The sequence below is a fragment of the Streptomyces sp. NPDC050211 genome, from assembly GCF_040656035.1.
In the GTDB taxonomy this organism is placed as follows: Bacteria; Actinomycetota; Actinomycetes; order Streptomycetales; family Streptomycetaceae; genus Streptomyces.
On record NZ_JBFALC010000070.1, the window covers coordinates 1 to 20,962 of the forward strand.

At 69.3% G+C, this 20,962-nt stretch carries 15 protein-coding genes; 10 read left to right on the plus strand and 5 right to left on the minus strand.

From position 1 onward, the window contains the following. The first annotated feature begins 204 nt into the window (after positions 1 to 204). A complete protein-coding gene (locus tag AB0I98_RS41380) occupies positions 205 to 1,941 on the plus strand; it encodes a trehalase family glycosidase (protein ID WP_362950956.1) in 1,737 nt (578 codons plus the stop codon). Between the two features lie 68 nt (positions 1,942 to 2,009). Further along, entirely contained in the window at positions 2,010 to 3,860 is a 1,851-nt protein-coding gene (locus AB0I98_RS41385; protein ID WP_362950959.1) for an RICIN domain-containing protein, read from the plus strand. 82 nt (positions 3,861 to 3,942) lie between these two features. Here AB0I98_RS41385 and AB0I98_RS41390 read toward each other — a convergent pair whose 3' ends face one another. Then, positions 3,943 to 6,240, minus strand: coding sequence for a glycoside hydrolase family 127 protein (locus AB0I98_RS41390; protein ID WP_362950961.1), 2,298 nt, complete (start codon positions 6,238 to 6,240; stop codon positions 3,943 to 3,945). 17 nt (positions 6,241 to 6,257) lie between these two features. Next, positions 6,258 to 8,267, minus strand: a complete 2,010-nt coding sequence (locus AB0I98_RS41395; RefSeq protein ID WP_362950963.1) for a TIM-barrel domain-containing protein — start codon at positions 8,265 to 8,267, stop codon at positions 6,258 to 6,260. A gap of 337 nt (positions 8,268 to 8,604) precedes the next feature. On the opposite strand from AB0I98_RS41395, the gene AB0I98_RS41400 reads away from it, so the two are divergent. Both AB0I98_RS41400 and AB0I98_RS41405 read left to right on the plus strand, forming a co-directional pair. Next, entirely contained in the window at positions 8,605 to 10,122 is a 1,518-nt protein-coding gene (locus AB0I98_RS41400; protein ID WP_362950965.1) for an alpha-L-arabinofuranosidase C-terminal domain-containing protein, read from the plus strand. Between the two features lie 46 nt (positions 10,123 to 10,168). Next, positions 10,169 to 13,195, plus strand: a complete 3,027-nt coding sequence (locus AB0I98_RS41405; protein WP_362950967.1) for a glycoside hydrolase family 2 TIM barrel-domain containing protein — start codon at positions 10,169 to 10,171, stop codon at positions 13,193 to 13,195. A 139-nt stretch (positions 13,196 to 13,334) separates the two neighbouring features. On the opposite strand, the gene AB0I98_RS41410 is transcribed toward AB0I98_RS41405, so the two are convergent. Beyond that, complete coding sequence (locus AB0I98_RS41410) at positions 13,335 to 14,441, minus strand: ricin-type beta-trefoil lectin domain protein (RefSeq protein ID WP_362950969.1); 1,107 nt, start codon at positions 14,439 to 14,441, stop codon at positions 13,335 to 13,337. Between the two features lie 363 nt (positions 14,442 to 14,804). On the opposite strand from AB0I98_RS41410, the gene AB0I98_RS41415 reads away from it, so the two are divergent. Both AB0I98_RS41415 and trpC read left to right on the plus strand, forming a co-directional pair. Further along, complete coding sequence (locus AB0I98_RS41415) at positions 14,805 to 16,121, plus strand: ferredoxin reductase family protein (RefSeq protein WP_362950971.1); 1,317 nt, start codon at positions 14,805 to 14,807, stop codon at positions 16,119 to 16,121. A gap of 40 nt (positions 16,122 to 16,161) precedes the next feature. Then, entirely contained in the window at positions 16,162 to 16,947 is a 786-nt protein-coding gene (gene trpC, locus AB0I98_RS41420; RefSeq protein ID WP_362950974.1) for an indole-3-glycerol phosphate synthase TrpC, read from the plus strand. Between the two features lie 14 nt (positions 16,948 to 16,961). Here trpC and AB0I98_RS41425 read toward each other — a convergent pair whose 3' ends face one another. Beyond that, positions 16,962 to 17,207: a hypothetical protein gene (locus AB0I98_RS41425; protein WP_362950976.1), complete on the minus strand. Its 246-nt coding sequence runs from the start codon at positions 17,205 to 17,207 to the stop codon at positions 16,962 to 16,964. Positions 17,208 to 17,238: 31 nt separating this feature from the next. After that, positions 17,239 to 17,481, minus strand: coding sequence for a hypothetical protein (locus AB0I98_RS41430; protein ID WP_362950978.1), 243 nt, complete (start codon positions 17,479 to 17,481; stop codon positions 17,239 to 17,241). A gap of 318 nt (positions 17,482 to 17,799) precedes the next feature. Here AB0I98_RS41430 and AB0I98_RS41435 point away from each other — a divergent pair, with 318 nt between their 5' ends. The 4 genes from AB0I98_RS41435 (at position 17,800) to AB0I98_RS41450 (ending at position 20,782) form a co-directional block, all read left to right on the plus strand. Further along, the gene (locus AB0I98_RS41435) at positions 17,800 to 18,363 is read left to right on the plus strand and encodes an MBL fold metallo-hydrolase (RefSeq protein WP_362950980.1); all 564 of its coding nucleotides are present in this window, start codon (positions 17,800 to 17,802) and stop codon (positions 18,361 to 18,363) included. A gap of 414 nt (positions 18,364 to 18,777) precedes the next feature. Then, a complete protein-coding gene (locus AB0I98_RS41440) occupies positions 18,778 to 19,767 on the plus strand; it encodes a LacI family DNA-binding transcriptional regulator (protein ID WP_362950982.1) in 990 nt (329 codons plus the stop codon). Between the two features lie 189 nt (positions 19,768 to 19,956). Further along, positions 19,957 to 20,481, plus strand: coding sequence for a hypothetical protein (locus AB0I98_RS41445; protein WP_362950984.1), 525 nt, complete (start codon positions 19,957 to 19,959; stop codon positions 20,479 to 20,481). Beyond that, the gene (locus AB0I98_RS41450; protein ID WP_362951022.1) at positions 20,468 to 20,782 is read left to right on the plus strand and encodes a non-reducing end alpha-L-arabinofuranosidase family hydrolase; all 315 of its coding nucleotides are present in this window, start codon (positions 20,468 to 20,470) and stop codon (positions 20,780 to 20,782) included. The genes AB0I98_RS41445 and AB0I98_RS41450 overlap by 14 nt, the downstream gene beginning before the upstream one ends. Positions 20,783 to 20,962: the final 180 nt, after the last annotated feature.

A 20,962-nucleotide genomic window follows, 5' to 3' on the forward strand; every position in this document is an offset into this window, starting at 1 on the left:
CGCCGTCGTGGCCTCCCTGCCCGCCACGGTGATCCTCGTCCTCGCCCAGCGCTACGTCGCCGCCGGCGTGACCGCCGGAGCCGTCAAGGACTGAGTGCCGCGAGGGGCCAAGTGCCTGAAGGCCGAGCCCCTCCATCCCGTCACCACTGCCCCGGCCGCTCCCGGCCGGCCGGTGCCCCCTGCTCGAGAAACGAGTGCCGCTGCATGACCGCCGACCGATCCGGCCCGCCCTTCTCCGTCCACGATGTCCCGTTCAGCACGTACGGTTCCTGGTTCGACATCTCGCCCGTGGTGGCGGAGAAGACGTACGCCGAGGACCTCCACCTCGTCTCGCACCAGAACGGCATGCACGCCGTCCTGCGCCTGATCCCCCTGGACCCGGCGGCGGGTGACCGCGCCGAGACCCGCGTCGAGGCGACACCGGGTCTGCTCAGCTGGGTCGGCCGGAACGGACGGGTCGACCTCGCCTACGAGTCGCCGGACACCGTACGGCTGCGGGGGAGCGGCCTGGGCATCGGCGTCTTCGCGGCCGCGCGGACCCTGACCCCGTTCAGCGGCATGTACTTCTTCCACGACCCGGCCGCGCAGGGGCATGTGTTCTCGTCGTACGAGACCGGACGCCGTTACCGCGTCACCGTGCTGTCCGGCACCGTCACCGACACGGCGGGGGCCCAGGCGCTGGGCAGCGCCGACCGTGGTGTCGCCGTGACCGCGGAGGCGGACGGGGTCTGGGAGATCGCGATCGACGAACTCGACACCTCACGCCCGCCCTACGCGTCCTCGACGGCGTTCGACGAGGTGGTCGAGGCCGCGCGGAGGTCCTTCATGGACTTCGTCGACGCGGTGGCCCCCTGGCGCTCGGCCGCCACACCGGCCGCCGAACTCGCCGCGTATGTGGTCTGGTCGGCGACCGTACGCCCGACCGGCCTCATCTCGCGGCCCGCCGTGCTGATGTCCAAGCACTGGATGGACAAGGTCTGGAGCTGGGACCACTGCTTCAACGCCCTGGCTCTGGCGCCCGGTCGCCCCGAACTGGCCCTGGACCAGTTCGCCCTGCCCTTCGACCACCAGGACGCGAGCGGCGCCCTGCCCGATTCCGTCACCCACTCCGAGGTGCTCTACAACTTCGTCAAACCGCCCATCCACGGCTGGGCGTTCGGCCACCTGCGTCGCCGGCTGCCCACCCTGCCCTCCGCGGCGGAACTGGCCGGGGCATACGACCGGCTGGAGCGCTGGACACGGTTCTGGCTCACGGCACGACGCGCACCCCACGACGCCCTGCCCCACTACCAGCATGGCAACGACAGCGGCTGGGACAACGCCACCACCTTCGACCCCGAACGGGTCGTCGTCACCGCCGACCTGTCCGCCTTCCTCGTCCTTCAGTTGCGTGAACTCGCCGATCTCGCAGCTGAGTTGGGCAGGGACGACGAGGCACTGAGATGGAGCCGTACGGCCGGGGAGATCCAGACAGCGCTGTTGGAGCAGCTTTGGACCGGCGAGCGGTTCGTCGCCCGGTCAGCCGCGACCGGGGACACCTGGAGCAGCGCCAGCCTCCTGGACCTGATGCCCATCGTCCTGGGTGAGCACCTGCCCGGCGATGTCAGCAGTGCCCTCGCCGACCACATAAAGGCCCACCTGACCCCGTACGGCCTCGCCACCGAACTGACCGCCTCGCCGCACTACCTCGCCGACGGCTACTGGCGCGGCCCCATCTGGGCCCCCGCCACCGTCCTCGTCGAGGACGGCCTGCGCCGCGCCGGCCACCACCGCCTGGCCGACGACATCAGTGCCCGCTTCCGGGCCCTGTGCGAGACCCACGGCTTCGCCGAGAACTTCGACGCCCTCACGGGGACCGGGCTGCGCGACCGCGCCTACACCTGGACCGCCAGCAGCTACCTCCTCCTCGCCGAAGCACACGCACACCGAGGCAGTCACTGACCGGCTGCCTCCCACCCAGCCCCGGGGCCCGCGACGGTCCCCGGTCCTCCCCCCTTCAGGAGCCGCACATGCACTCGCCCCGGATACACGCCGGATCCAGAATCACGCGCCGAGCGGTCCCGTCCACCGGCGTCCTCCTCGCCGTTCTGGCCACGACCCTGATGCCCGCCACCGGCGCGCACGCCGCCGACACCACCGTGGCCGTCGACTTCTCCACCGCCGGGGGCGCCCCCACCTACCGTGCCTCGGGGACCATCTACGGGATGACCGAGAACGGCTCGCTGCCCCAGGAGCACTTCTACAAGGACATCAAGTGGCAGTTCATGCGGGCCGGCGGCGCACAACTGGACAACCCCGGTGGCTGGGTCGCCGGCAAGTACGACCGCCGGTGGAATTCCACCCAAGCCCAGTACGAGCGCACCAAGGCCCTCGGCGGGACCTTCGTCATCCTGCCGCACGACCTGTGGGGCGCCGACGGGACCACCAGCCCCACCTTCCCCGGTGACAACGGCGACTGGACCCTCTTCGACTCCTTCTACGACCGTCTCCTCGCTGACGCGAAGGCGGCCGGCATGACCGACATCCAGTGGGACATCTGGAACGAACCCGACTGGTATCCCTTCTGGGACCGGCCACAGGCCCAGTACCTGGAGATGTGGAAGCGTGCCTACCAGCGGATCCGTGCGGTCTTCCCGAACGCGGTGATCGTCGGTCCCAGCACCGCCGGCAAGCCCGCGTCGGGCGGCTCGTCCTGGTGGAACACGTATCTGGACTACGTCAAGGCCAACAACGTCGAGCCGGACATCTACAGCTGGCACGACCTGCCCGGTGACCCCGTCGTGGACGCGGGCGCCGTCAGGTCGAAGCTGGCGGCCCGGTCGATGACCACAAGTCGGCCGTTCCAGGTCAACGAGTACGCCAACCCCGACGAGCAGACCCCGGGCCGTGGCGGCTGGTACATCTCCCGCCTGGAGCGGGCCGGGGCCGACGGTCTGCGCGCCAACTGGGCGTCCGCGAACAACCTGCACGACTTCCAGGCGAACCTGCTCACCAAGAACAGCGCCGGCCAGTACCTGCCACTGGGCGAGTGGTTCCTCTACCGGTACTACGGCTCGCAGACCGGGAACATCGTGAAGGTTACGCCCGGTACGAACACCGACGGGCTGGCGACGAAGGACAACACGGCTCGCAACGCGAAGATCCTGCTGGGCAGCAACGGCAACACCGGCAACGTCACCGTCAAACTCGACGGTCTCGACACCACCTCGGTGTTGGAGAACGGCCGGGTCCGCGCGATAGTCCAGCGCGTACCGAACAACGGCGGCGGCGCGGTGACGGGGCCGGTCACCGTCTCCGACCAGACCCTGACCGTGAGCGGCAACTCGGCTTCGCTGAGCGTGCCGTGGACGAATGCCTCTGACGGCTACACGGTCACCTTGCTGCCGCCGTCGAACACCACCGTCTCCACCGTCGCCGTCGTCCAGCACAGCGGTCAGTGCCTGGACGACACCAACCTGTCCACCGCCAACGGCACGCAGTACCAGCAGTACCACTGCGAGGGCGGCTACCAGCAGATGTTCGACTTCAAGCCGGTCGCGGGCCGGGAGAACACCTACACGGTGGTCAACCAGCACAGCGGCAAGTGCCTGGACGTCTCGGGCCGCTCCACGGCCAACGGCGCCGCCGTCATCCAGTACACCTGCAACGGCGCCACCAACCAGATGTTCACCCTCAACGCCGTCACCGCGCTGGGCAACAGCAAGGACTACCAACTGTCCGCCGTCCACAGCGGCAAGTGCGTCGACGTCAGCGAGATCTCGACGGCACCCAACGCGAAGATCCACCAGTGGACCTGCGACCCGGCGAGCGCACTGAACAACAAGAAGAACCAGATCTGGCGCCTGCTCGGCAAGGCCTGACAGCCCTCAGACCCGGCACGCCCATACGCGCGGCCGTCCGCAGTACAGCGGACGGCCGCGCACCGCTTCAGCCGCGGTCACGTCAGCGCACCAGGCGTACTTCGCGCAGCCGGATGGTGGTTGCGGAGCCAGCCGCCTCGAACCGGATCTCGGCAGTCCCGGCACTACGGTTCGCGTCCAGCGGGAGCACCTGGGAGATTTCCTCGCCCACGGAATGCGACGAGGGCGTGAGCGTGGCCAGCACATGGCCTTCGACCAGCACACGGGTCGATCCGGCACTCGGGTCGGAGAGGTGGGTCACCTGCAGGCCGGTGGCGGTGCCTTCCGGGTCTGTCAGGCGGTAGGACCACCATCCAGTGGCGGCCCGCCACGTCAGCCCGTCGGTGAGGCCCGACCATGTGTCCTGTCCCTCGAACCGGTGGTCGCTTTCGGGCTGTTGCTGTCCGGCGGCAACGGCGTCAACGGTTCGGTCATGCAGCGCGAGTGCCACTTCGTCGGCCGCGCGCAGCTCCGCCCGCCGTTCCTGGAGACGTTCCGGTTCTGCCAGGGGGAAGTAGAGGTGGTAGCGGGAGTCGTGGATGCCGGAGAACGGTACGAGGGTGAGGGACTCGCCCGGTCGCGCGTCCACGTGATCCAGGGCGAACGCCAGCCGGTCCGGGGCGAGTCGGCGTACGCCGGCCGCCGGATCGGAGGCGCTCGGGGCGAGTACGACGGGCAGGTGCTCCAGGGGGCGCAACGGGCCGCCGGCGACATGACCCATGCGGGAGTCGTCGGCGAAGAGCCCGACCAGGTCGCCCCGGTCGCCCTCGGCCGCGAGGACAGTGGGCCCGTAGCGGAACGACACCCACGGCGAGCCGTCGGGGAGCAACTCGGCGCTGATGCGCGGACGAAGGCGCATGGTGACCGTGTCCCCTTCGCGCCACTGCCGCTCGAGACGCACGTAGGTCAGGGGCTGTCCGTCTGTCCCGAGCCGGGCCGTTTCTCCTTCGGGCGGCGCACCGTTGATACGGACGTCTGGTGCCCCCTCATGCCAGCCGGGGACGCGTATGTGGATCGCCACAGCGGTGGCGGGAGCCTCGTGCACCACGAGTCTCACCTCGTCGTCGTACGGAGCCGTGCCGGTCTGCTCCAGCACCAGGTTCCGTTCGGGCAGGCTGAGCCTGGAGGCGATGAAGAGGTTCACGAACAGGTCGTCACCCTCGGCGGTGTACACCAACTCGCCGTACTTCGCGTGGTTCTCCAGCCCGGTGCCGACGCAGCACCAGAAACAGTTCTGGGGAGTCGACACCACGCGGTAGTGGCCCGGCCGCACCGGCGTGAAATACACCAGCCCGCCCTTGGGATGCAGGGACGACAGGATGTGGTTGACCGTCGCGCGCTCGTAGTGATCGAGCACCTCGGCGTCCGGCTCTTCGAGGAACAGCGCGCGGCTCAGCTTGAGCATGTTGTAGGTGTTGCAGGTCTCGGGGCCCTCCGGCGACTCGAGCGCGGAGCTGAAGTCGTCGCGGGGGTGCAGGTGTTCGCGTACCGAGTTGCCGCCGAAGGAGTACGCCCGGTGCCGGGTCATCGTCTGCCAGAAGAACCGGGCGGCGTCCCGCAGGCCGGGGTCGCCGCCGACCTCGCCGAGCCGCTGGTACCCGACGACCTTGGCGATCTGGGTGTTGGCGTGCATCCCGTCGAGGACGTCGCGGTGCTCGCGCAACGGGCCGAGCAGGGACCGGTCGAGGAAGCGCCGTGCCAGGGCGGCGTAGCGTTCCGTGCCGGTGACGTCGGCGAGGTCCGCCAACGCCTCGCACATCCCGCCGAACTCCGTGCGGAGCATCGCTTCGTGGGTGTCGTCGTCCATCCCCGCGGCCACCTGGTCCCACCAGTCGCCCAGCCGCCGGACGGCGGTCAGCGCCAGATCCGAACCGGCGTGCCGGTGGGCGTCCAGCAGGCCGGCGAAGAGTTTGTGCAGGTTGTACCAGGGGACCCAGGCACCACCGAGCTCGAACGAGTCCCGCTCCACCTGCCCCGCCGCCACCCGCTGCCACAGCCGAACGCCGTCAGGAATGCCCCCGACGTAGCCGGTGCCCAGGGCGTCCTGGCACTCGACGACACCCTGAACCAGACGGTCCACCATGGCTCTTGGCCGGGGATCGTCCGTTACCGCACTCATGAGAGCGGCACCCGACAGCGCGTGCCCGAGGGTGTGGCCGTCGAGACCGGAGTTCTCCCAGTTGCCGTAGGACTCGGCGACCGGCGCCAGGCCGGCCTCACGCCGCAAGGGTGCGAGGAGCCGGTCGGTGTCGAGGGACAGCAGGTAGCCGAGGGCGGTGGCCTGTGCGTCCAGGAACGGGCCGGGGAGAAGGTGTACCGCGCTGCGGGAGAGTGATTGCATGGGTGCTCGTCTCCTTGTCAGGAATCGCTCGCTTGACCGCCGTAAGCACTCAGCAACTGCGCCGCGACGGCTGCCCCTTCGCGTACGAACACGGGAATGCGCTCCAGCGGGGCCTCGGCGTCGAGCGTCGTACCGCCCTCCACCACGCTTCCGGTGGCGGGGTCCAGCCAGCGCGCTCCGGACGGCAGATACACCCGGCGGGTCCGCGCGCCCGCCTCGTACACGGGCGCCACCAGAACGTCGGGACCGAGCAGGAACTGGTCGTCCACGTCCCAGGCGCGCTCGTCGTCGGGGAAGTCGAAGAACAGCGGGCGCATCGGCGGGGCGCCGGTGCGGTGGGCCTCCTCGGACAGGTCCCTCAGGTACGGGCGCAGCCGCTCGCGCAGTTGCAGGTGCTCCCGGAGGATGCTGTACGCCTCTTCGCCGTAGGACCAGACCTCGTTCGGCCCGCCGCTCATGTCCGCGGAGAACGTGGGGTGGTTGGGCTCACGGTCGCCGTGCAGGCGCATGACGGGGCTGAAGGTGCCGTACTGGAACCACCGGATCAGCACCTCGCGATGGGCGGGGTCGTCCGGGTTGCCGCCGCCGAAGCCGCCGATGTCGGTGTTCCACCAGGGGATGCCGCTCATCGCGACGTTCAGCCCGGCCCTGATCTGGCGGGCGAGGGAGTCGAAGGTGGTGGGGATGTCGCCGGACCACAGTGCGGCCCCGTTACTTCTGGCTGCCGGCCCACGCGGACCGGACCAGGGACAGCGGCCGGTCGTCGCCCGCCTCGGCCAGGCCCTCGGCGACCGTGCGGGTGTGCAGCACGGGGTACAGGTGCGCGGCCTCGGCACCCGGCCCGGCCGCGTAGACGGCGCGCTCGGCGACCTCCGGCTCAGATCGGGCTCGCAGGCGTCCAGCCAGAAGCAACTCACGCCCAGCGAGCGGTAGTTGTCGTTCAATCGCTCCCACAGTGCCGCGCGTGCTCGCGGGTGCGTGGCGTCGTAGTACGCCATCGGGCGCATCGGCTCCTCGGCACTGCGCGACGGCCACGGGAAGGTGAGGAGGCCGCCGTCCGCGTCCCGTACGAGGTGTCCGGACGCGCGCAGTTCGTCGAACGTGTCACTGCCGGGCTCGACGGTCGGCCACACCGAGACCGCGAGCCGCACCCCGAGTTCGGTCAGCTCCTTGACCATGGCGGCGGGATCGGGCCACTCGCTCTCCTCGAAGCGCCAGTCGCCCATGCTCGGCCAGTGGAAGCAGTCGCAGACGATGACGGACAGCGGCAGCCCGCGCTCCTTGTACTGCCGTGCCACCGCGAGGAGTTCGTTCTGGGTGCGGTAGCGCAGCTTCGACTGCCAGAAGCCGGACGCCCACTCGGGGAGGAGGGGCGGGCGTCCGGTGACCAGGGTGTACGCGTCGATGATCTGGGCCGGGGTGTCGCCCGCGGTGACCCAGTAGTCGACGCGCCCGCCGCCGTCGGCGACCCACCGGGTCGTGTCGGTGCCCAGTTCGACACGGCCGGTGGCGGGGTTGTTCCACAGCAGGCCGTAGCCGCGCGAGGAGTGCAGGAAGGGGATGGTGGCCACGGTGTTGCCCTGGACGAGGTCGATCACACAGCCCTTCTGGTCCAGGAGCCCGTGCAGATGCTGGCCCAGGCCGTGCAGCCGCTCGCCGTCGTACGCCTCGAAGTGCTGCTTCGTCCGGCCGCCCGCCGCATGGACGCGAGGGCCTTCGTAGTGGGTGTACGGGCGCTTTTCGGCGAGCAGTTCACGGCCCGAACCGGCGTGCAGGAACCTCAGCCGGCCGTCCGCCGCGGCCTCGACGGCGAGGCGGCCATTGACCAGCCGGGCGGAGCCGTCGTCCGACACCGAGAGCTCGGCCTGCGGGGAGGGCGGGTGGTCCTCCAGCGCTTCGGGGGCGTCGGGATCGATGGCCCCGGCCGAGGCCCGGACTCGGACGCCGTGTGGTCCCCAGGGCTCGATGCGGAGGATCTCGTCGGGGGTGTGCCGCTCCAGGCCGCCCAGGCGAATGATGTACGGCAAGGCATGTCCTCTGTTCTTCTCAGGGTTCTTCTCAAGGGGCAGTGTGCGTCCAGTCGTAGAACTGCGCCTGTGGGTACGGCCCACGGACGCGGTGGTCACGCCCCCGACACCCCATCACTGGAAACCGGTTGGGGAAACCCAAATGTATCGATCCGACCGGATACTCACGCGGGTAACGGGATCTTGTCGCAAGCCTCTTGACCCTTCCGACGGGACGATGACAGCGTCCTCTTTACCGCTACAAGAAACCGGTTGCTAACCGTTTTCAGCGCATCGAACGAGGCCTCCCCGCACTCCACCACACCCTCCCGCACGCCATCGACGCAGGAGTACGTCCGTGCCCAACGCCACCGCGGTCATCAACCTCGACATCGAGGGCCCGACGATCAGCCGCCACCTCTACGGTCACTTCGCCGAGCACCTCGGCCGCTGCATCTACGGCGGCTTCTGGGTCGGCGAGGACTCGGCGATCCCGAACGAGGGCGGTATCCGTCTGGACGTCGTCCACGCGCTGCGCGCCCTGAACATCCCCAACCTCCGCTGGCCCGGCGGCTGTTTCGCCGACGAGTACCACTGGAAGGACGGCATCGGCCCCCGCGGCCAACGCCCCCGGATGGTCAACACCCACTGGGGCGACGTCGAGGAGAACAACCACTTCGGCACGCACGAGTTCATGGCCCTGTGTGAACTCTTGGGCACCGAGCCGTACATCAGCGGCAACGTCGGCTCCGGCACCGTCCAGGAGATGAGCGAGTGGGTCGAGTACCTCACCCGCGACGGCGACAGCCCCATGGCCAGGCTGCGCAGGGCCAACGGCCGCGACGAGCCCTGGCGGGTGAAGTTCTGGGGCATCGGCAACGAGACCTGGGGCTGCGGCGGCAACATGCGCGCCGAGTACTCCGCGGACCTGGCCCGCCAGTACGCCACGTACTGCCGCGACCACGGCGACAACAAGCTCTACCGCATCGCCTCGGGCGCCTCCGACGACGACTACAAGTGGACCGAGACGTTGATGCAGCAGATCAGCTGCTTCGGCTGCGAGGCCACCCCGAAGAACTTCTTCCAGGGCCTGTCCGTGCACTACTACACGCTCGCCGGTGCCTGGGAAGCGAAGGGCAGCGCCACCGAGTTCGACACGGACACCTACTACCGCACGATGGTTGCCGCCCGCAGGGTCGACCGCATCCTCACCGGCCACTCCGCCGTCATGGACGTCTACGACCCGGGCCGCAGGGTCGGCCTGGTCCTCGACGAGTGGGGCACCTGGTGGGACGTAGAACCGGGCACCAACCCGGGCTTCCTCTTCCAGCAGAACACCCTGCGCGACGCGCTCGTGGCGAGCACGCACTTCGACATCTTCCACAAGCACGCCGCACGCCTGTACATGGCCAACATCGCCCAGACCGTCAACGTCTTGCAGGCCATGCTGCTCACCGACGGGGACGCGCTCGTCCTCACCCCTACGTACCACGTCTTCGAGATGAACAAGGGCCACCAGGAGGCCACTTCGCTCGCCGTGCACCTGCGCGCCGAGGATGCCCGGCGCCGGGTGGGCGACGCCGAGCTCGACACGCTGTCCGCCTCGGCCAGCATCAAGGACGGCACCGTACTGATCTCACTGTCCAATCTGGACGCCGAGGAGCCGGCCGAGGTGACACTCGATCTGCGCGGGGGAGCGGTGGTCGCGCCAATCGCCCGCATCCTGACCGCCGACCGGCTCCAGGACCACAACACCCCCGGCACCCCGGAAACGGTCAGCCCACGCCCCTTCGACGGTCTCAAGACGACCGGCCAGGGGCTGGCCCTGACGCTGCCGCCGCACTCGTTCGTCACCGTCCAGGCGCAGCTCGGTTGACCCAGCTTCGTTTGGTAACCAATCGAGCCGTCACGGAGGGCGTTCCATGACCCTGCACACTCCGACGAGCCGACGACTTGCCTCGTTCAGCCCCGGCGAGGGGCGTCAGGCGCCGAGGGCGAGCGCCCGCAGTGACGCGCGGACGATCGATCTGGACGGTCGCTGGCGGTTCCGGCTCAGCCCGTCCGTGAGTGAGATGACCGAAGGGTTCCAGGAGCCCGGTTTCGACGACTCGGCATGGGACCATCTGCGCGTCCCCGGCATGTGGCAGATGGAAGGCCTGCGGGACGAGAACGGAGACCTCCTGGACGCGGGACAGGGCCGTTTCGGTCTGCCCGCCTACACCAACATCGCCTACCCCTTCCCGGTGGATCCGCCGCACCCGCCGGAGGACAACCCCACCGGCGAGTACCGCCGCGAGTTCACTCTTGACTCCGTCGTTCCCGGCGCACGCTGGGTGCTGCGGTTCGAGGGGGTGGACTCGCACTGCACGGTCTGGCTGAACGGTACGGAGCTCGGCTGGACGACCGGCAGCCGGCTGCCCGCCGAGTTCGACGCCACCCCCGCGCTGCGGGAGGGCCGCAATGTAGTGGCCGTACGGGTCCATCAGTGGTCCGCTGGCAGCTACCTCGAAGACCAGGACATGTGGTGGCTCTCCGGTATCTTCCGCTCCGTCCACCTGATCGAGCGGCCCGTGGGCGCCATCGGCGACCACTTCGTGCACGCGGACTTCGACCACCGCACCGGCGAGGGACTGCTGCTCGTCGAGTGCGGCGTCCCCGCCGTGGTGGACCTCCCCGAACTCGGCATCACCGGCCTCCCCGTGGGCGAGCTGCGCAGGATCGCCGACGTCGAACCATGGACGGCCGAGACGCCCCGGCTGTACGCGGGCACCCTGCGCTCCGAGGGAGAGACCGTCACCCTCTCCGTCGGCTTCCGCACGGTCCGGGTCGTCGACGGGATGATTACCGTCAACGGCTCGCCCATCCGCTTCCGGGGCGTCAACCGCCACGAATGGCACCCGGAGACCGGCCGCACCCTCGACCTGGAGACCATGCGCGCCGACGTTCTGCTGATGAAGCGGCACAACATCAACGCGGTCCGCACCAGCCACTACCCTCCCGATGCCCGGTTCCTCGACCTGTGCGACGAGTACGGCCTGTGGGTGATCGACGAGTGCGACCTGGAGACGCACGGGTTCGGCATGCTCGGCTGGAAGAACAACCCCTCCGCCGACGACCGTTGGCGCGACGCCTGCCTGGACCGGGTCCAGCGGATGGTCGAACGCGACAAGAACCACCCCAGCGTCGTCATGTGGTCGATGGGCAACGAAGCCGACAAGGGCGACAACATCCGGGCGATGGCCGAGTGGACCCGCCGCCGCGACCCGGACCGCCTCGTCCACTACGAGGGCGACTACGACAGCTCCCACGTCGATGTCTACAGCCGGATGTACGTCCCCCTCGACGAGGGCGCTCTCCTCGGGATGCGCGCCGAGCCCCGCACCGTCGACGCCGATGCCGACGCACATCGCCGCCAACTGCCGTTCATCCTCTGTGAGTACGGGCACGCGATGGGCAACGGACCGGGCGGCCTGTCCGAGTACGAGGAGATGTTCGACCGGTATCCCCGGATGCACGGCGGCTTCGTGTGGGAGTGGATCGACCATGGCGTCCTGCAGAAGACCACCGACGGCCCGTACGCCGGCCGGCCCTTCTACGCCTACGGTGGCGACTTCGGTGAGACGGTCCACGACGGCAACTTCGTCACCGACGGACTGGTCTTCCCCGATCGCACGCCCTCACCCGGCCTCGTCGAGTACAAGGCCGTCATCGCCCCCGTGCGCATGCGACTGGAGCAGGCATCTGGCCGGCCGACGCTGCGTATCAGCAACGACTTCGACTTCCTCGACACCTCCGCCCTCGCCTTCGGTTGGCGCCTGGAAGCTGACGGGGTGCTGTCGGCGGAAGGCGTCCTGGACCTGCCACCGATAGCGGCCCGCACGAGCCATGAGGTGGCCCTCGACGAAGCCGTGGCCACGGCCCCGTCGGCCGGCGGCGAGCAGATCCTGACCGTGCGCGCCGTACTGGCCAAGGACCACAACGGGGTCCCGGCCGGGCACGAGATCGCCTTCACTCAGCTGGTGTTGCCGCCGGGCGAGACGCCGCGCCGGGCGCCGGCTCCGGTCCGCCCGCAGCGCACGGCAGGGGGATGGTCATTGGGTGACGCTGAGTTCACTGCCTACGGCGAACTTGTCCGGTTCGGCGACCTGGCGCTGGTAGCTCCCCGGCTCGACCTCTGGCGAGCCCTCACGGACAACGACCGCGGGGGCGAAGGGCAGGGGCGGTTGTGGAGGGAACTGGGCCTGCACCGGCTCGTGCACCGTACCGTCGACTGTGCCGTCCACGGTGATCGGTTGATCGTCGACACCGTCAGCCGGGCTGCCGGTCAGGACGGAGGCGTACGGGCGCGCTGGACCTGGACCGCGTACGAAGCCGACAGCGTCGAGCTGAAGCTGGACCTCACCCCGGTCGGCCGGCTCGCCACCGACTTCGAGGACGCGCGCCACGGAGACGGGCCGCCGCAGCCGGTCACCCTGCCGAAACTCGGGATCCGGCTCGGTCTGCCCGGCGGCGCCGCGAGCCTCGACTGGTACGGATACGGGCCCGGCGAGTCCTACCCCGACAGCAGGCGGGCCGCACGCCTCGGCAGGTTCCACGCCACCGTGGAGGAACTGCAGACCCCCTACGTGCGCCCGCAGGAGAACGGCAATCGCAGCGGCGTGCGCGAAGCGGCGATCCGCTGGGCCGACGGCCAGGTCCTGAGCCTCTCCGCACCCACTGGCGTCGACCTGTCCCTGCGGCCGTGGACGGCCGAGGCGATGGAGGCCGCACGGCACACCAGCGATCTCGTCCCGGACGACACCCTCTGGCTCACCCTTGACCTGGCCCACTACGGACTCGGCAGCGCCTCCTGCGGCCCCGACGCCTTTCCGCAGCACCGTCTCCACCCCCACTCGGCGACCCTCACCGTCCACTTCCACACCGGCGATACGGAGGGGACTCCGGCGTGAGCCGCAGGCGTTCGACGACAGCGACCAGTTCCGGCACCTTCGTGGAGACGGTGATCGACATCGACACCGCGGCGCCCGGCACCCCCATCTCGCCCGATCTCTTCGGGTTGTTCTCTCGCTCATCTCCCGGGAGCGGGGGTCATCCGGTGGTCAGAGTGGTCCACTTCTGGTTGGAGCCGCCGTGGCAGTCCCACAGGTGGAGCTGGGTGCCGTCGGTCGTGGAGAAGCCCGGAATGTCGAGGCAGCGGCCGGAAGCGGGGTTGCGGTAGCCGCCGTTGTAGGGCTGCCAGACCTGGTTGGCGCGGCCGTGGCAGGCCCAGATCTGCACCTTGGTGCCGTTGGCCGTGCCCGCGCCGGCGGCGTCGAGGCACTTGCCCATGGAGCGCAGGGTGCCGTCGCTGTAGGCGGACCAGTACTGGTTGGCACCGTCGCCGCAGCTCCAGATCTGGACGGCGGTCCCGTCGGCGGTGCCGGCGCCGTTGACATCCAGGCACTTGCCGGTGGTGCCGGACTGCACGCGTGCGGCGGTGGGGGCGGGGTTCCTCAGCCATCCGGCGTTGTCCGCGGCCTGGATGCCGCGGTGGAAGGCGTCAGCCATCTTCCGGTATCCCGCGTCGTTGGGATGCAGGGTGTCGGCCAGGTCGGCCGTGGTCAGGCCGCTCATGTCCACGTATGCGACATGCTTGCCCGCGGCCTGTGCGTCGTTCACGATTTGGGGGATGGCCCGGTTGTACGCGGCCCGGTACTGCTCCTCCGAGCCGCTGGTGGACACGACCAGGGAGGCCACGAGGACGGTCGCGTCGGGAGCGGCAGCGGTGATCTGGTCGACCAGCGACCTCAGCCGGGCGGTGGCGGTGGAGACCTGGTAGCTCTCGTTGAGGTCGTTGGTGCCGATTTTCAACGTGACGACGTTGGGCCGGTGGCGGGTCAGCGAGGCGTCGGCGAGTGCGGCGATCTGGTGGATCTTGTATCCGGAGTGGCCTTCGTTGTCGGGGTCGGACATCGAACCGCCCCGTAACGTGCCCACGAAGTCCAGCGGATGGCCGTCCGTCGCGAGCCTGTCCCACAACGGCCCCCGGTATCCGTTGCCCGTGCTGCTTCCTACGCCCCAGGTGATCGAGTCGCCCAACGGCATGACCCGCAAAGGCGTGTTGGGGGCGGCGGAGGCAGGGGTCACACTTGCCACCGTCGTCCCGAGCACGGCAGCCACAAGCGTGATCAGGGGGAGAAGCCAGGGCTTTCTCATGCAGCGTCCTCTTCTGGGAGTGATTGCTGAATCAGCGGGGCCGATCGCCGTCTGTGTCAGCTGGAACATCCCATGAATACCCTGAATCAGGGATCGGCGGTACTGGGCGATCCCTGCGCTGTTCCGCCCCAAGGTCGCTGCCTCAGCGGCCTGTTCGCCGCTCTCTGGCTCTCTGGTGGCGACGCGTCAACATCCCATGTCCGGTTGCTGGTGTTCCCTGTGATGGCTTGTGGTTAAGACCTTAATCATCCAACGTACCGAGGAGTGATCAGATGCCCAGACGGGTGCCTGACGGGTTCACGAGGGTGATACTCAAGGCCACCAGAGGGAAGAGGGGAAGCAGTGGAGGCGACGATTTCTCGGGTGCGGCAGGGCACCATTCCTCCGGTCGTTGCGGCGCGATGGGCGCTGTGGACGTTTGTCATCACCAACTTGCTGATCGTCGAGGCCTTGTTCCTCACCTCCGGGACCGGCAAGAACGGGGTGCTCACGGTCGCCAAGTTCTTCGGCCTGCACGCCGCCGTGCTGATGCTGTTCCAACTGCTGCTGGTGGCCCGGCTGCCGTGGCTCGACCGCCGTATCGGCATGGACCGGTTGACGGTCTGGCACCGGTGGGTCGGCTTCACCCTGCTGTGGACCCTCCTCACCCACGCCGTGCTGGTGGTGCTGGGCTACGCGCGGCTCGACGACGCGCCGATGACGAAGACGTTCTTCGCGCTGGCCGGGGTGCCGGCCTCCCTGCTCGGGATGCTGGCCGCGGCGATCGTCGTCGTGGTCGCCGCGGTCTCCGCCCGACAGGTGAGACGGCGGCTGCGGTACGAGACGTGGCACGGCGTGCACCTGCTGCTGTACCTGGCGTTGGGGCTGGCGTTCGTCCACCAGTTGCAGGAGACCACGACCTTCAGCTCCTCCACGCTGGCGATGACCTACTGGTGGGCCCTGTGGCTGTTCGCGTTCGGTGCCCTGGTCACGGGGCGGATCGTGATGCCGCTGTGGCGCAACGCCTATCACCGATTCGAGGTCTCGGCGGTGGTGCCGGAGTCGGACGACGTGGTGTCCGTGCACGTCACCGGCCGCCATCTCGACAAGCTGCCGACCAGGGCAGGTCAGTTCTGTATCTGGCGGTTCCCCGGGCACAACCACTGGTGGCTGGCCAACCCGTTCTCGCTGTCGGCGGCACCTGACGGCCGCTCACTGCGCCTGACCGCCAAGGCGGTCGGCAGCACCAGCGTCGGCCTGCGGAACGTCCCGGTCGGGAGCCGCGCCTTCGTCGAGGGGCCGTACGGGGCGTTCACCTCGTTGCACCGAACGCGGCCCGGCGCACTGCTGATCGCCGGAGGAGTGGGGATCACGCCGGTCCGAGCCCTGCTGGAGGAGGAACCGGTCGGTGACGTCGTCGTGCTCTACCGGGTGCGCAGCGAGCGCGACGCCGTGCTGGTCGACGAGGTACGGGCCCTGGTCGAGGCCCGCGGTGGGCGGCTGCACCTCCTCACCGGCCGCACGGGGGAGGGGAACCCGCCGTTCGAGCCGGACAGTCTCCGTGCCCTGGTTCCCGACATCGCCGAACGCGATGTGTACGTCTGCGGCCCGCCCACTATGACCTCGGCCGTGCTCAGCGCCCTGCGCGGGCTGAAGGTCCCCCAGCGGCAAGTGCACGCCGAGCGGTTCGGCCTGGCCTGAGCCTCGCGCAGGCGCAGACAAGCTCGACAAGGAGAGGGCAATGAGCGTTCTCGACGGGATCCTCGCGGGAGTTCGCGAGGACTTGGAACAACGTAAGCGGGCGACACCGTTGGCGGAGTTGCGCTCCCGGGCAGCGGACGCGGCACCCGCGCTCGACCCGCTGCCCGCGTTCCGGGCGCCCGGGGTGTCCATCATCGCCGAGGTGAAGCGAAAGAGCCCCAGCAAGGGTGCGCTGGCGGACATCCCCGACCCTGCGTCCCTCGCGGTCCAGTACGCGGCCGGCGGTGCCGCTGCGATCAGCGTCCTGACCGAGAGCAGGCGTTTCGGCGGCTCCCTCGCCGATCTGGACGCCGTACGCGCCCGGGTCGACGTGCCCGTCCTGCGCAAGGACTTCATCGTCGACCCCTATCAGCTGTGGGAGGCCCGCGCGCACGGCGCCGATCTTGCGCTTCTCATGGTCGTCTCGCTGGACGACGGCCAACTCGCGGACTTGATGGGGCTGTGCAAGGAGTTGGGTCTGACGCCGCTGGTGGAGGCGCACACGGCAGACGAAGTGCGGCGCGGTGTGGCTGCGGGAGCCGAGCTTCTCGGCATCAACGCGCGGGATCTGACAACGCTGGACGTGGATCGCACAGTGTTCGCCGACCTTGTGACGGCCATCCCGGAAGGCACGGTCAGGGTCGCGGAATCGGGAGTGACGGGTCCGAAGGACGTTGCGGAGTACCGCGGTTGGGGAGCCGACGTGGTGCTGGTCGGCGAGGCACTGGTCCGCTCGGGGGACCCGCGCAGCGCCGTGCGCGAGTTCATCAAGGCGGCCGGGGCGTGATTCGCCAACCGCCTTCATGGGCGGCGACGGGTCGGCTCGATGCCGGTGGCACCAACGGTCTCCCGCCAGGCGTCCAGCCCGGCCTGGAACGCGACGATGCCCGCTTCCGGGAAGGCGATCTCGATCGCCTGAAGGATCTCCTGGGTACGGGGTGTCAGGTAGGCGGCATTGACCAGGCCGTTCGTTGCCTGCAGGACATCGAAGTCGTACCGCGCCATCACCTTGTGATAGTCGAGGACGTACCTGCGGTCGCGAGCCATGGCGCGTGGTGCGGCACGCCTCTCACCGACCTCAGTCGTTCGAAGGTGTCGGTGACCGTCGCCAGGTCCCGGGCTCGGTCAGGGCCGCGAGATACCGGTCGGGGCGGACGACGGCGACGTCGCCCTGGTGCAGGGCGAACCAGGCCCGCAGGGCGCCGTCGACGTCCTCCACCGTCACCGAGTCCGTCGTCGACGTGCGCCGCTCGGTACGGGACCGGCCGGAGCGCGATTCGACGACGGTGAGGTAGCGTGCAGATGCGGTCCCAGAAGGCACGGCTGTCGGGATCCAGGTGGACGAGCGGATCGGTGCCGTAGCCGATGAGGGCGAACCACTCGCCGCGTGTCTCGTCGAGCGGCAGCACCCGCCCGTCGGCGGTCTCCACTCTCGGCTGGATGAACATCCTGCCCACCGGTGAGCTCTTCCGCGCCGGCCGACCGCGGTGCCACGGTGAGTCCGCGCACCAGGGTGTCGCGCGCGCCCTTCATGCACGCGATGTACGCCCTGCTCACCGGCTTGAGGGTGCTTCTGTCCCGGTGACCGGCTCGTACGGCCGCACGCCTCACCCATCACCCATCACCCGAGGAGCCCCTCATGACCGCTGCCTTCCACGTCCTGACCACCGGCTACGCCGACACGCGGGTGGCCGGCACCGTCACCCTGCTCGTCGACGGCGAGACGGTCGCGATCGCCGATCCCGGCATGGTCGCGGACCGCCGGCTCATCCTGGACCCGCTCGCGCACCACGGACTGACCCCCGAAGACGTCACCGACGTGATCTTCAGCCACCACCATCCGGACCACACGCTGAACGCGGCCCTGTTCCCCGAAGCCCGCTTCCACGACCACATGGCGATCTACCAGAACGACGTCTGGGAGGACCGTGATGCCGACGGATACCAGCTGTCGCCGTCGATCACGCTCATGACGACCCCCGGCCACACCGCCGAGGACGTGAGCACCCTGGTCAGGGCCACCGAGGGCCTGGTGGTCCTGACCCATCTGTGGTGGACCGCCGAGGGGCCCGCCGACGACCCCTTCGCGCCCGACCGCGAGCAACTGCGGGCAGCCAGGGAGAAGGTCCTGTCCCTCGGCCCGGCGCTGATCGTGCCGGGACACGGGGCACCGTTCGTGCCGTCGGCGTCGACGCCTGTTTAGCCCGCCTCATACCTTCGCCGCCCAGCCATGGACCATCGGCCGACACCGTTTCCGGCCCTCCCCCTTCCCACACTGATATCGACCCAGGGGGACCAAGAGGGAGGGGAGCGCACGTGACAATCAGGAGCGCTCGTTTCCTGGCCATGGCGTCGGCGGCGGCCGGCACGCTGATGCTGCCGACGACCAGGGCCGCGGCGATGATCCGAGTCGCCCACGGGACAGTGGCTGAGGCAAACCCTCTGCGACGTACCGGAGCCGGAGGTTCTCGACCACCTCGCCGAGACCCGGCATCTCATCACTCCTCACCCGGCGACCGCTAGGCTGAGTGATCAAGTTCTAACCTCAAGCGGTCACCGGGCAGTTGGGGTGTGCATGGAGAGCTCTCGGGCCTGGCGGCGTCCCACGCTCGGCGCCGTGGCCGCACGCGCAGGGGTGTCCACGGCCACGGTGTCGAACGCGCTCAACGGCACCGGACGGCTGTCCGAGGCGACCAGGCAGCGCGTGCTGGCCGCGGCACGCGAACTCGGTTACGCACCGGCCGGCACGGCCCGGGCCCTGGCCCGCGGGGGCACCGGCGTCCTCGGTCTGACCATGACCACGTACGGCGACCTTCCCGTCCCGTACACCGTGATCCCGTACTACGCGGAGCTGACGCTGGGCGCCATGGCAGCGGCGCACGAGCGCGGCTACATGCTCATGGTGATGCCGAGTTCGTTGTCACCGTGGATGTGGCTCACCACTCCGATGGACGGCGTCATCCACGTCGGACCGCGCGCCGACGACCCGGTGCGTTCCATCCTGCGGGAGCGCGGCATTCCGATGATCAGCGAAGGCCGGCCGCCACGGCCGCACGCGTGCGACGCATGGGTGGACTCCGACCACGAGTCGGGCCTTCGCCTCCTGCTCGACCACCTGACGGAGTCCGGCGCCCAGCGGATCGGGCTCTCCCTGCCCCTCCACGACGACGAGTACCCGCGCCTGATCGCACACGCCTACCGGTCCTGGTGCGACGAACACCGCATGCCCGCCCTTGTGGAGGAGTACGCCTCGCTGCCGGACTACTTCACGGCCGAACAGGATGCGGTCGGTCGCCTGCTCCACCGCGATCCCAGACCGGACGCTGTCATCGGCGTCTACTCCGACTCCGGTCACAACATCCTCGCCGCCGCTCGGCACCACGGTCTGCGGGTGCCGCGGGACCTGCTGGTGGCGTGTGTCAGCGAGGATCCGGAATACGCGACGACCAACCCGCCCGTCACCACGATCAGCCTTTGCCCGGACCGGGTGGGTACCGAAGCGGTCGACCTGCTGATCGCTCTCATCAACGCCCGCAGCGGCGTGGACCGGCGTCGGCTCGTACAGCCGGTGCTGCTGCCTCGCCGCTCCACACGGCGCGCGGTGTGACGGAGTTCCTCGGGGTGATGGCGGCGCGAACCGTATGTCGCCGCACAACCCAAGGACATGGGATGTATTAGGGAGTGCGGAGGGTGGTGCTGTCCATAGGCGGGACGCGAATCCCAAATTCAACGGGAGTTGAGGGTCGCGTCGCGGTCGCAGAAGCCCTGTCCTTGGGAGCGGAGTGGACGACGTTCGGTGTCCGCCCTACTGGCAGCGCCCCTGACCGGGATCGGTGCCGCCGGGCCGGCGCAGGCGGCCACGGTGGATACGAACGCGTGGTACGTGCTCAGCCGGTCCGCGTCGACAGCGGCGGCAGCGCGCTGCCGCCGACGTTTCCAGTGGTCCTCCAGCGGTGTTCTGGCCGGGCCGAAGCCGGACGCCCAGCACCCCGATGTGGTGGCGATCAAGGACTTCTCCGTCGTGCGGCACAACAACCAGTGGCTGACCCTCGCGACGACCGCCCGGCCCTCCGGCTGGAGCCTGGTGCAGTTCAACTTCGACGACTGGTCCCAGGCCGCCTCCGCGCCGCACACCTACCTCGACACCTCGCCCATGGGCCCCGGCTACCGGGCCGCGCCCCGCCGACCCGCGCTCGTGGTCCGCGCCACGCCTCCTCATGTCCGAGGAGCCGCAGATCGTCAAGGACAACTAGGGCGACGGCACCTGGATCGACTTCTGGGTCATCTGCGACACCACCAACTGCCACCTGTTCTTCAGTGACGACAACGGACACATCTACCGTGCCCAGACCAGCCTGGCGAACTTCCCCAACGGCTTCGGGAACACGCAGATGGTGATGTCGGACACGAAGAACAACCTGTTCGAGGCGACCAACGTGTACAAGGTCGCCGGCAGCAACCAGTACCTGCTGCTCCAGGAGGCCATCGACAACACCACATGGCGGCGCTATCCGTGCCGGCTGCAGTACGTCTACCAGGGCATAGACCCCAACGCCGACGGCGACTACATCCGCAAGCCCTGGCGGATGGGCCTGCTCGCCCAGACCAACTCCCCCTGCTGACGCCCGAACCATCCTCGAGCACCCACACACCCCGCCGGTCAACTCACCCGGCGGGGTGCGTGCTGCTTACCCGGCACCACGGCCAGGACGGCGGAGACCACGGCGGCCCGTCTCTGGCCGCTGTGGTCCCCTACGTGGCCGCCGACGTCAGTTCCCGCCGGCCGCCCGGTGCATAGGTTC